Annotated in this window: 11 protein-coding genes and 2 tRNA genes; 8 read left to right on the top strand and 5 right to left on the bottom strand. The window is 44.5% G+C overall.

Going from position 1 to position 12,108, the window contains the following annotated elements:
• Positions 1–46: 46 nt before the first annotated feature.
• Together ACHUFZ_RS18565 and ACHUFZ_RS18570 are read right to left on the bottom strand one after the other, a co-directional pair.
• Positions 47–598 carry a septation protein A gene (locus ACHUFZ_RS18565; RefSeq protein ID WP_134834345.1) on the bottom strand — a complete coding sequence of 184 codons (552 nt, stop codon included), beginning with the start codon at positions 596–598 and terminating at the stop codon, positions 47–49.
• 101 nt (positions 599–699) lie between these two features.
• A complete protein-coding gene (locus ACHUFZ_RS18570) occupies positions 700–921 on the bottom strand; it encodes a hypothetical protein (protein ID WP_134834344.1) in 222 nt (73 codons plus the stop codon).
• 608 nt (positions 922–1,529) lie between these two features.
• Here ACHUFZ_RS18570 and ihfA point away from each other — a divergent pair.
• The gene (ihfA, locus tag ACHUFZ_RS18575) at positions 1,530–1,826 is read left to right on the top strand and encodes an integration host factor subunit alpha (protein ID WP_004413569.1); all 297 of its coding nucleotides are present in this window, start codon (positions 1,530–1,532) and stop codon (positions 1,824–1,826) included.
• Between the two features lie 130 nt (positions 1,827–1,956).
• On the opposite strand, the gene ACHUFZ_RS18580 is transcribed toward ihfA, so the two are convergent.
• Together ACHUFZ_RS18580 and yeiP are read right to left on the bottom strand one after the other, a co-directional pair.
• Positions 1,957–2,277, bottom strand: coding sequence for an HI1450 family dsDNA-mimic protein (locus tag ACHUFZ_RS18580; protein ID WP_394128314.1), 321 nt, complete (start codon positions 2,275–2,277; stop codon positions 1,957–1,959).
• Between the two features lie 2 nt (positions 2,278–2,279).
• On the bottom strand, positions 2,280–2,846 hold the full coding sequence (gene yeiP / locus ACHUFZ_RS18585; RefSeq protein ID WP_394128304.1) for an elongation factor P-like protein YeiP: 567 nt from the start codon (positions 2,844–2,846) through the stop codon (positions 2,280–2,282).
• Positions 2,847–2,978: 132 nt separating this feature from the next.
• Between yeiP and ACHUFZ_RS18590 the strand changes: the two genes are divergently transcribed.
• Both ACHUFZ_RS18590 and ACHUFZ_RS18595 read left to right on the top strand, forming a co-directional pair.
• On the top strand, positions 2,979–3,746 hold the full coding sequence (locus tag ACHUFZ_RS18590; protein WP_394128305.1) for a nucleotidyltransferase domain-containing protein: 768 nt from the start codon (positions 2,979–2,981) through the stop codon (positions 3,744–3,746).
• Between the two features lie 74 nt (positions 3,747–3,820).
• Positions 3,821–5,884 (top strand): PTS sugar transporter subunit IIC/EAL domain-containing protein, encoded by a 2,064-nt coding sequence (locus tag ACHUFZ_RS18595; protein WP_394128306.1) that lies wholly within the window; start codon positions 3,821–3,823, stop codon positions 5,882–5,884.
• Here ACHUFZ_RS18595 and ACHUFZ_RS18600 read toward each other — a convergent pair.
• Positions 5,876–8,239 carry a DNA polymerase II gene (locus ACHUFZ_RS18600; RefSeq protein WP_394128307.1) on the bottom strand — a complete coding sequence of 788 codons (2,364 nt, stop codon included), beginning with the start codon at positions 8,237–8,239 and terminating at the stop codon, positions 5,876–5,878. The genes ACHUFZ_RS18595 and ACHUFZ_RS18600 overlap by 9 nt on opposite strands.
• Positions 8,240–8,561: 322 nt before the next feature.
• Here ACHUFZ_RS18600 and uvrY point away from each other — a divergent pair, with 322 nt between their 5' ends.
• The 5 genes from uvrY (at position 8,562) to ACHUFZ_RS18625 (ending at position 12,108) form a co-directional block, all read left to right on the top strand.
• Positions 8,562–9,206 carry a UvrY/SirA/GacA family response regulator transcription factor gene (gene uvrY / locus ACHUFZ_RS18605; RefSeq protein WP_394128308.1) on the top strand — a complete coding sequence of 215 codons (645 nt, stop codon included), beginning with the start codon at positions 8,562–8,564 and terminating at the stop codon, positions 9,204–9,206.
• Between the two features lie 47 nt (positions 9,207–9,253).
• Complete coding sequence (gene uvrC / locus ACHUFZ_RS18610) at positions 9,254–11,083, top strand: excinuclease ABC subunit UvrC (RefSeq protein ID WP_394128309.1); 1,830 nt, start codon at positions 9,254–9,256, stop codon at positions 11,081–11,083.
• 78 nt (positions 11,084–11,161) lie between these two features.
• Positions 11,162–11,719 carry a CDP-diacylglycerol--glycerol-3-phosphate 3-phosphatidyltransferase gene (gene pgsA / locus ACHUFZ_RS18615; protein WP_004413576.1) on the top strand — a complete coding sequence of 186 codons (558 nt, stop codon included), beginning with the start codon at positions 11,162–11,164 and terminating at the stop codon, positions 11,717–11,719.
• 236 nt (positions 11,720–11,955) lie between these two features.
• Positions 11,956–12,029: transfer RNA gene (locus ACHUFZ_RS18620), tRNA-Cys, on the top strand.
• Positions 12,030–12,032: 3 nt separating this feature from the next.
• Positions 12,033–12,108 (top strand) — tRNA-Gly (locus ACHUFZ_RS18625).

Raw genomic sequence — 12,108 nt, forward strand, 5'->3', positions numbered from 1 at the left:
ACCAAAGAGGTCGCTGGAAAAAGGGCATTGTAGCAAAACAGGCGCGCTATTCGCTAGGGCTTGCCTTATTGTCATCTTTTGGCAGGTACTTATAGATGTAAATACCCGTCAATAGAGTGAAACCGAACGTAGCGGCGAGCAAACCAAACACTTTGAAGTTAACCCAGACATCAAGTGGGAGCTGGAAGGCGACGTAAATATTAAGGCCCGCACACAATGAGAAGAAAATCACCCAAGCCCAAGTTATTTTGGCCCAGACACGCTCTGGTAGACTCATTTCTTTACCCAGCATTCCTTTTATTGCCGACTTACCCATTAGATGGCTTATCGCGAGGCCAAATGCGAATAGAGTGTAGATAATGGTGACTTTCCATTTAATGAAGTTGTCATCGTGCAGGAATATCGTCATACCACCAAAAATGGCTACCATTAGAAAAGTGATAAGTTGCATCTTTTCGACTTTTTTATAGATGACATAGGTGATAGCGATTTGGATCGCAGACGCAATGATCAGTGCACCGGTTGCGACATAGATATCTTGCAGCTTGTATAAGGCAAAAAAGATAATCAGAGGGATAAAGTCAAGCAGTTGTTTCATTGCGTTAATTTTTATGAGACGAAATTGCGCTCAGTCTAACGAAATATGCGTCATTGACAAAGCGCTTCACGTAACTCTAACAATACTCTAGGAACTTGACGTTAAATAACGTGCTTTAAATCCTCCAAGTATCCCTCACTACGTAGGCTATCAACAGTAAATCTGAGTTCGTCATCGCTCATGGCAAAACAACAGGATTTACCCGTCATGCCATTTAAATATTCGTGATATTCCAACTCGGTAAAATGGCCAATGCGGTCGACGAGTAGACTCTTAATTCCATGGTGAATGAGTCGGTAGTAGGTATGACGTTGAACTTCCATAATGTACCCCTTAACGTCTGGCAGTGTCGAAACTTTGCCGTATTACTTCTTGCCTTGTTAAAAAGCATATTCAATGCCATTTACGATCAGCTGGGGTTAAGTGGATGAATTTAAGCGGATAAAGGTGAACAATCTAGAGTAAGGAAATTGACGATCCTTGCCACAGGGCGGTAATTTGAACGCTAAAATCGATTGAGAGGCAATTTGCGACTCAATTCGACATGCAATTATTATCGAGTCATTCTGCCACTTGCTTAAGAATGGCACATACCCAATAGGGGTATTTTGTTTCTCTTTCTACATCAACAGCTTAATTGTAAAAGTTAATGGATTTAGTTTTTGCTACTGAGTTAAGTGTTACTAATGGCTTAATCTTCTGATATTTAAAGGGTATTTACTCAGAAATTTTAGATAATACTGTTGTAAATAGCATCTATGTTGTTGTTTTAAGTGGTTAAACTCTGCTCTTTTAATAAAAAAGTTGGCGAAAATCATAAGCTTGGCATACACTTTCCAAAGTAAAGCCGATATGTTGTTGATTGGCTTGGCGAAATGTTTAGGCGCCGCCTATTGGTGGCAATGTTTAACACAGCTTTGAGGAAAGTTTTATGGCGCTCACAAAGGCCGATTTGGCTGAGAACCTGTTTGAGAAGCTTGGATACAGTAAACGGGATGCCAAGGAAACGGTTGAGGCGTTTTTCGAAGAGATTCGTAAGGCACTTGAAAGTGGCGAACAGGTAAAACTGTCTGGTTTTGGGAATTTTGATCTGCGTGATAAGAATGAACGACCAGGTCGAAACCCGAAGACAGGTGAAGACATTCCAATCAGTGCACGTCGCGTAGTGACCTTCCGTCCTGGGCAAAAACTAAAAGCCCGTGTCGAAAACATTAAGATCGATGACTAAGCCTGGTTTCCGATGTTGGTAAGTCGCGATGTTGCTTGCTAGCGCATATGTGATGAACACGGTGATACCCTGATAAAAAAACACCCCAGCTCAGGCTAGGGTGTTTTAGTATTTAGCGTTTGATAACGAATTAATCGCGCTTCCACAATGCGTGACAGAACTTATGCTCTGGGTCACGGCTGATCAGCAGTCTCGCAAACACGTCATCAAGGACGTCATTTTCTTCGTTCACTAGACCAACACGCACTTCAGCATAGATTTCTTTGTCTACTTCGAAGCCAACATGTCCAACCCAGTCATCACCAGTTTCTACAAGCTCGGCTGCACCGCGCTCATCGAACTGCGCAGTGAACAAAATCACGTCTGCAGGCTCAAGATTATCAGGCGCCATTTCTAGAAAGATATCGTAAGCGGTATCAATCGCGTCGTCGTATGACATTAACTCAGTCATCACTATGCGCGGCTCATGTATTTGCGTTCAGTCGTGTTGATCACGATGCGGTCGCCAGTAGCGATGTACTCAGGTACTTGCACCGTTAGACCTGTTGAGAAACGAGCAGGTTTAGTACGCGCTGAAGCAGAAGCACCTTTGATTGATGGGTCTGTTTCTTCGATAACTAGCTCTACTGTCGCTGGTAGTTCAATGCCTACTGCGCTGCCGTTAACAAGAATGATGTGAAGACCTTTGATTTCTTCAGTGATGAACTGAAGATCTTCTTCGATTTCGTCTTTCTTGAACGTGTATTGAGTGTAATCTTCGTTATCCATGAAGATGTACTCGTCGCCATCAACGTAAGAGAAAGAAGATGCGCGCTTGAACATATCTACTGTTTCAAGCACATCGTCAGATTTGTAGCGTTCATCAACGCGAGCACCTGTATTTAGGTCAGTACAACGCAGTTTGTAAATTTTTGCGCCGCCACGACCACCAGGAGTGGTTACTTCGATGTCTTTGATTAGTAGTGTTTTACCATTAGATTCGATAGCAAAACCTTTTTTAAGCTCACTTGCCTTTGGCATGAACATTTTCCTTCGTGTGTTAGGTAGTAGCGGCATTATATACCGAGCTAATTAAGGAAGGAATATCTTGATTCATCTATCGCTGTAGGCGAACATAAGAGACAGTCCGTTCATTTTTTTGTTCATAATCAGATGCATCTTACCACGATTGATCCTAACCAAGCCTTTCAGCCTAATTACCAACCAGCAATTGATGATCTCGTGAGCTATCTGAAAAATGGCTTAGGCGAAAATCTGCATAGCCTGTATTTGTATGGCAGTGTGGCGCGTAAGACGGCTAGACCAGGCCATTCCAACATTGATGTTATTGTGGTGACGCACCGCAGCTTTGGCGATATGCGTACCACGCTCTTTAACTCGATCAAATGGCGTTTTCAAAAAACCTATCCATTCGTAACGGAAGTCTCATTTAAAACGGCGCTGGTGGATGATGTGGCGAGCCTTGAAGGTATCCTTTCGTGGGGATTCTTACTTCGTCATTGCTCTGTGTGTGTTCACGGGGAAGATCTTTCAGAATGTTTTGGTGATTATGAGCCGAGCTGGGAGATTGCCAAACATTGGAATATGGACGTTGAGGATTGGGTCGCGGTCTACCGTAATCGCATCGCAAGAACTGACAAAGATGAAGACCAAGTGAAGGCGCAAAAGATCATTGCTAAGAAACTGCTGCGAGCGAGTTACTCACTAGTGATGTACAAAGATAAACAGTGGTTTGATGATCCGATAGAGTGCGGCAAGCAATTCCTCACTTACTACCCAGAGAAGAAGATCGAAATTGAACGTTTAGGAATCTTGTTGTCTGGGCGAGTCATTGCCAAGCGTTCGGTGATTGGCATCCTAGATAGCTTTGGTGATTGGTTGGTCAAGCAATACAAAAAAACGGAATTTAGGATAGGTTAACAGTTTATTGAGAAACTCCTCACTATCTTATTAATTGTGCTAACTTTTATAGGTATACCCATCCAGAGGTTAGTATGCACGAAGGGACTGATAGTCGCCATTTAATTGGTATCTCGAACCGATCTATTGTTCATCGGCTTTTTGTTCCTTCGCTGCAAGCGATTCGAGAAGGAATGGTGTGGCTGATTCCATGTCTAATGCTATCTTCTTTCGCTCTTTTTTTTGCCAGTATTGGTGAATTTTTTTTGGATAGCCGTGAAGCGTGGATTACTCATCTCTACAGCTTACACGATGCCATCGCTCAGTTTTTCCCATTTCTAATGACAGCCACCATTTCCTACATCCTCGCGATGCAGTGGCGTTTACCTCGTCCACCTACGGCGCTGTTGATGATCACCTTTCTTGTGATTATTGAAGGGGTTTTGCCTGAAGGCAGTACATTGCTTACGTTCCATATAATCTTAGCCATCATCACGCCTCTTTATGCGGTTCCTCTGCTTGCTTACCTGCTTCGTTTTGACTTCCTCAAGCTGACCGAGACGGAATCTGCGGGTCAAATCGTCAAAGAATCCCTCAATATGGTCATTCCGGCGTTCATCACGTCCTTATTGGTCTTGGCAATTAACTATACCTTTGTCATGAGCTTATCGAACATTGCCTTGTCATCGATATTTGCCACCGATTATGCGAATGAACCGACTCTGTTTGGGGTGATATTTGCCACCCTTAATTCTGTGCTGTGGTTTATGGGTATTCATGGTTATTACGCACTACTCCCGCTGGTTGAGTTTTTGCAAGAGGCGAGTAACCTTAACTATTCGACGGTGTTGGCGGGTGGTGAAGCCCATTACCCAATGAATCTATCTTTCATGGGCGCTTTTGTCTTTATTGGCGGTAGTGGGGCAACCTTATCACTGGTCATCGCGTTGTTGGTTTTTTCCAAGCAGCGCAGTCTAAAATTGATCGCCCTCGCCAGTATTCCAATTGGGGTGCTCAATATTAATGAAATCTTACTGTTTGGCTTGCCGATCATTTTCAATCCACGACTCTTCTTTCCATTTCTTTTAGCACCGGTTATCAATGTTGTTGTCAGTATGCTGGCGGTGTCGAGCGGTTTGGTGGCCACGCCATCAGTTTCGGTGCCGTTTAATAGTCCGATATTTATCAATGCTTGGATGGCGACCCAAGGGGATTGGGCTGCAGTAGGGCTTCAGTTACTCAACATCGTTATAGGTATTGCGATTTATCTGCCAGCAGTGAAAGTGCTCAATCAAAGTAAGAGTCAGAAGAGAATTGCACTGCCCATTTTTGATACCTCCTATGCACGGCGTGAAGAAGAGGCGAGAACTCTCATGGACGACCCGATTGCACAAGCGATCGAGCATGAGAAAAGTACGATGTTAATTGAGCATGAACTTGAACAGCTCAGTTCACGTGATTTCTGCATTGAATATCAACCACAAGTATCAGCAAATGGCGCAGAAACCGTTGGTTGTGAAGCTTTGATTCGTTCGGTTGATAAACACGGGAGACTCCAATACCCCGTCGCATTTATCCCTTGGTTAGAGCAGGCGGGACTAATGAAAGATGTTGACCTTTGGGTATTTCGACAGGTGATAAAAGACATTAAGCAGATGCACAAAGCGGGGGTGTTAGTGCCGGTCAGTGTGAATATTACGCCGCAGACACTTGTTGACCCAGAATACATTAGCCAGTTAGAAAAAATTATCCACTCTTACGCACAATATATTCATATTGAAATTACGGAAGAGTCGTTACTTGAAGATGAGCAAGCGCTCGCCATTGCGTTTAATCGCTTGCATAAGCTAGGGGCTAAGATTCACATTGATGATTTTGGTACCGGCTATTCGTCGCTCAGTTATCTCAACAAGTTTGAGCTTGATTATCTAAAGATCGATCGCTCGTTTGTTTTAGCGCTAGACACACCAAAAGGTAAAAAGGTGTTCGGCAGTATCGTGTCGATTGCCAAACAATTGGATCTGAAAGTGATTGTTGAAGGTGTAGAGACCACCGAACAGCTTGCACATATTCCCAATGATTCGGATATTTCAGTTCAAGGTTGGCTTTATGCTAAATCTTTAACTTTGAGCCGCTTTATTGATTACGCATCAAAATAATCCAAGTTGAGGTTCACTTAGTGACGCGAAGTCGATACCGATAAAAGGCAAAATAGCCTCAGCAACCGGTTTAAGCTGCTTATCAATGTAGTGCTGATAATCAATCGGGTTTTGCTGATACTCTTTTGGCTCAGGCCCACCTAGGGTAATAACATACTCAATACGGCCCTTGTTTTGATACTGCAACGGTCTACCAAGCTGGGTATTTATTTCATCTGCCATTCGCGCGGCACGCACTTGGGGCGGCACATTTTTCTGATACTCATGTAACTTGCGACGCAGTCGTTTTTGGTAGGTGAGCTTACCATCGTGCTCGCCAGCTTTGGTTTGCTCGACAAAGGTACGCACATAGTCGCTTGGGTTTTCTCCTTTGAAGACCATAGAGTAGAGTGACTGTTGAAACTCTTGCGCAAGGGGTGTCCAGTCTGTGCGGGCACTTTCCAGACCTTTGAAGATAATCCGTTCATTGTCGCGTTCACCAATCAGCCCGGCATAGCGCTTTTTCGACCCTGTCTCTTGGCCGCGGATGGTCGGCATCAAGAATTTGCGGTAGTGGGTTTCGTATTCAAGCTCAAGTATTGAATTGAGGCTGTATTCTTCACTCAGATGCTTGGTCCACCACGCGTTAATATAAGCAACCAGTTCATTGCCTATCTCATCCGCTTGTTGTTGCGAGTATTCGCCATTTAACGATACAAAGGTGGAGTCGGTATCGCCGTATATCACTTGATAGCCTTTTTCCTCAATCAGCAGTTTGGTCTGCTTCATGATCTCATGACCGCGCATAGTAATACTCGAGGCGAGGCGTGTATCGAAGAAGCGACAGCCAGACGAACCTAGTACGCCATAGAAAGAGTTCATGATGATCTTAATCGCCTGAGAGAACGCCTTTTCATTGTTCTTTTTCGCCACATCACGAGCAGCCCACAGATGTTCGATCATCTCAGGTAAAAAATGGCGTGAACGGTGGAATTGGCCGCCACGAAAGCCGGGTACTGCTTGGGTATCTTTTTTACCAATATCGAGCTGCAACCCTTCAATTAGCCCCATTGGATCGATCAAAAAGCTGCGGATGATAGATGGATAAAGGCTCTTGAAATCGAGCACTAATACCGAGTCATAAAGATCAGGAATCGAGTCCATCACGTAGCCGCCCGGGCTGGCAATCCAATTCTCAGGATGTAGGTTAGGGGCAACATAGCCTGCGCGATGGATCTGAGGAAGGTACAAGTTAGTGAAGGCGGCGACCGAGCCACCAACGCGATCCAGCTCAACGCCAGTCAGTTTTGACCGTTCAATGGCAAATTCTAATAGGTGGGTATGGGCGAATATCTTGTTGACCAGCACACAGTCTTGCAAGTTGTATTTGGCTAGCGAAGGTTTATCGGAGCGAAACATCTGATTGATCTCATCCATGCGGTCATGGACGTTGTGGATCTGTTTGCCTTCACCAAGGAGCTCTTGCGATACCGACTCTAACGACCAACTACGGAAGTGATAGGTCGCGGTTTTAAGGGTATCAATACCGTCCATCACCACACGGCCAGGGATCGAGATAAATGCTTGTTGGGTCGTATTAGACGTTCGGAAATAGCTGTTTTGCTGGCCGCGACCAATCGCCAACTTGACCTTGTTCCAATCGGCTCGTTTGTGGAGCAATCTAAAGTCGAAATCGATCACATTCCAGCCGATGATGACATCAGGGTCAAACTGTTGGAACCATTGAACCATCGCCAGCAGCAAGGCTTTTTCATCCGCTACCCATTCAATTGGCGTTTCAGACTCTTGTGGCGAACCAATCATGATCACGCGGCTATCCATGGGGCTATTGAGGCCGATAGAGTAAAGGATGCCTTTCTCGGAACACTCAATATCCAGTGAGACGACTTTCAGGCTTGGCGTATAGTCACCTTGGCGGCATTTCACATCGCTATAGCGCGTAAAGTGGGTTCTGTTTTGCTCGTTGCCAGTAAATTCAACACTGCCTTTGATAAAACGCTCCATCAAATAGCGGTCGGCAAGGCGAATGTCATCCTCAAGCACGGTAATATCTTGCTGTTTAAGTAATTGACTCAATTGTTGCGATTGCTTACTTAACTGACAGTAGCAGGCGGCAAGCGATTCTAAAGCGAAACTTTTAAGTGGTAGGAGTTTCCACAGGGCGTTAATTCCATGCTGCTTAGCGATGCCTTCTGCGTTTGATAAGTCTGCTTGATGGATAAAAAAGACTGACTTTTCACCATGAATAAGCAGTTGCGCAGGCCCATTAGGGGTCGATAGCCAAAGATCAATTTGCGTCTGACCATTGATGTCGCGAGCTTGGCGAGTGAGTAAGAAACCGTTTTGAATAACCATGATACTGACGATAAGTGAGGTGATGCGGAGCCTGACCCGCAGCGATAGATTACCACATGTGAAGCCACATAAATAGAACCCCTCAGCATACTGAATTTTATAGACGCTGATTGAATAAGCGCCAGTAAACTACCTATAACTCATTGATTAATAGGTTAATTGCTACAGGAGCTGCAGATATGAAAATAAGTACTTGCTAATCTTTCCATTTCAGCACATATTCAGACTAAGTAAATTTTGTGTTTTAGGTTAAACTAAACATCTATGATGTTACTCACAATTTGTGGGTACATAGCGAATGTAAAAGTGTGGAGATACAAGTTTGATAAATGTTTTCCTTGTAGATGATCACGAGCTGGTTCGCACAGGGATACGACGTATTATTGAAGACGTCCGTGGAATGAACGTAGCAGGGGAAGCTGAAAGCGGTGAAGAAGCAGTAAAATGGTGTCGTAGCAATCATGCTGACGTCGTTTTAATGGATATGAATATGCCGGGTATTGGTGGTCTTGAAGCAACCAAGAAGATCCTGCGTTTTAATCCTGATGTGAAAATCATCGTTTTAACTGTTCATACGGAAAATCCGTTTCCAACGAAAGTGATGCAAGCAGGAGCCGCAGGCTACCTAACAAAAGGCGCTGGTCCAGATGAAATGGTCAACGCAATTCGCATGGTGAATAGTGGACAACGCTATATTTCACCTGAAATCGCTCAGCAGATGGCATTAAGTCAAATCTCTCCGGCATCGGAAAACCCGTTCGCTGATTTGTCTGAGCGTGAATTGCAAATCATGATGATGATTACCAAGGGCCAGAAAGTCACTGATATTTCGGAGCAGCTAAATCTTAGCCCGAAAACAGTGAACAGTTACCGCTACCGATTATTCAATAAACTGGATATTAGTGGTGATGTCGAATTGACTCACTTGGCTATTCGCCATGGCATGATTGATACCGAAACCTTATAAGGCATCATTATCATTGCAACTCTATTCAGCCAATTCACGGAGTTGGTATGAGCCAATTTGATTCGGCTTCTTTTCTAAAAACCGTGACTAACCAGCCTGGCGTTTATCGTATGTATAACGCCGAGGCTGTTGTTATTTATGTCGGTAAAGCAAAAGATCTCAAAAAACGCCTTTCTAGCTATTTTCGCGTCAAAGTCGATAGCGAGAAAACGCGCGCGTTAGTCAGAAACATCGATAAGATTGATGTCACAGTCACCCATACTGAGACAGAAGCGCTCATTCTAGAACACAACTACATCAAGCAGTATCTGCCGAAATACAACGTATTGCTGCGTGACGATAAGTCCTATCCTTATATTTTCGTCAGTGGACACAAGCATCCACGACTTTCTATGCACCGCGGGGCAAAAAAGCGCAAAGGTGAGTATTTTGGTCCTTATCCTGACTCGGGTGCGGTAAGAGAAACACTCCATTTGCTGCAAAAAATCTTTCCCGTCAGACAGTGTGAAGATACGGTCTACAGCAATCGAACGCGTCCATGTTTGATGTATCAAATTGGCCGCTGCGCTGCGCCTTGTGTCAGTAGCGTCATTTCCGAACAAGAGTATGCAGAGCTGGTCGATATGGTTCGACTTTTCTTGCAGGGCAAAGATCAGCAAGTGCTGAGCACCTTGGTTGAGAAAATGGAGCAAGCGAGCCAGTCATTGCGTTTTGAACAAGCCGCTAAGTTCCGTGATCAAATTCAGGCTATTCGCCGAGTGCAAGAGCAGCAGTTTGTTTCGGAAGACTCAATGGACGATATGGACGTATTAGGTTTTGCGCAAGAAAACGGCATAGCTTGTATTCATATCTTGATGATTCGCCAGGGCAAAGTACTTGGCAGCCGCAGTCATTTCCCTAAGATCCCAAACAGTACTACTTCGCAAGAGGTGTTTTACTCCTTCTTGAGCCAATACTATCTCAGCCACAATGAGGCGCGCACGGTTCCGACCCGAATCATTCTCAATAGCGGGCTGGTGGATGAAACCAAATCACTGGAAGAAGCCTTGTCTGAGATTGCTGGGCGTCGCGTGCAGTTTCATGTCAATCCGACTGGAACTCGCGGTCGATACCTCAAGTTGTCTAATACCAACGCTCTTACGGCGATCACAACCAAGATCAACCATAAGATGACGATTTCTCAGCGCTTTAAAGAGTTGAGAGAGCTGTTGGACATGGAAAGTATTACGCGTATGGAGTGTTTTGATATTTCCCATACCATGGGGGAGAGCACCATTGCATCGTGCGTAGTGTTTAACCAAGAAGGGCCGGTGAAGCAGGAATATCGTCGATACAATATCTCGGGAATTACCGGTGGTGATGATTACGCGGCTATGGGACAAGCATTAGAGCGCCGTTATTCTAAGCAACTTGAAGTGGAAAAAATACCCGATATTGTTTTTATCGATGGTGGTAAAGGGCAACTTAATCGAGCTCATGAAATCATCTCCCAATATTGGGGAGATTGGCCAAAACGCCCGCATTTGATCGGCATTGCAAAGGGTGTAACACGTAAACCGGGTTTGGAAACTTTGATTACCGTCGAAGGAGACGAATTTAATTTGCCAAGTGACGCTCCAGCGCTTCACCTGATGCAACATATTCGTGATGAGAGTCATAACCATGCTATTGCAGGGCATAGGGCTAAACGTGGAAAAACGAGAAGAACCAGTGCTTTAGAGGGTATAGAGGGGGTAGGGCCAAAGCGCAGGCAAGCACTCCTAAAATATATGGGTGGCTTGCAAGAATTAAAGCGAGCAAGTGTAGAAGAAATCGCCAAAGTGCCAGGAATTAGTTTTTCTTTAGCAGAAAACATCTATCAAGCATTGAAACAATAATAAAAATCCCGCACCATAAGGGCCCTGTTTGAAGTACCAAATAGAGCAATACGCAAACAAAAAGAGCCTTAATAAAATATGCGTTTAAATATCCCCAATATACTGTCTTTGTTGCGACTATTCTTGATACCAGTCTTTGTCGTTGTTTTTTATCTTCCTTATAGCTGGTCTCCTTTTGCCGCAGCAATGGTCTTCTGGGTTGCAGGCTTTACAGATTGGCTAGATGGCATGTTGGCTCGTAAGTTGGGTCAAACCTCCCGTTTTGGCGCGTTTATTGACCCTGTAGCAGATAAAGTCTTAGTCGCCACTGCGCTGATTTTGATTACTGAGCACTACCACAGCATTTGGGTAACTATCCCAGCAGTCACCATGATCGCGCGTGAAATCATCATTTCAGCCTTAAGAGAGTGGATGGCTGAGATAGGTAAACGTGCGAGTGTTGCTGTTTCTTGGGTAGGCAAAGTGAAGACAGTCAGTCAAATGTTTGCGCTTTGGGTTCTGATCTGGCGTTATGACGACTGGATGATTTGGGTTGGTTATGCGGCGTTGTATATTGCGACGATTTTGACGTACTGGTCTATGGCGCAATATTTAATGGCTGCCAAAGACGATTTGCTCGACGAAGAACATCATTAAAAAAAAGCGGACGACAGTCCGCTTTTTTTATCTCAATAACCAAATAGTTCACTTAAGTCAGCAGTTTTCAACTGTTATTTGCTAGAAAACTCATCTATTTGAGCGATTTTGAACGTTAAATAGACAAACGATTCAAAAAACAAAAAAATAGTATTGACTCATTAGTTCGAATCCGTAGAATGCATTCCGTACCCAAGAGGAATACAGCGAATAGCGGTTCTGATTGGTGTTGTGAAGGCGTGTTGGCAGAGTGGCTATGCAGCGGATTGCAAATCCGTGGACCTCGGTTCGACTCCGGGACGCGCCTCCATTTGCGACACTAGCTCAGTTGGTAGAGCGCAACCTTGCCAAGGTTGAGGTCACGAGTTCGAACCTCGTGTGTCGCTCCA

Origin of the sequence: Vibrio hepatarius, assembly GCF_043642085.1 — a bacterium.
In the GTDB taxonomy this organism is placed as follows: domain Bacteria; phylum Pseudomonadota; class Gammaproteobacteria; order Enterobacterales; family Vibrionaceae; genus Vibrio; species Vibrio hepatarius_C.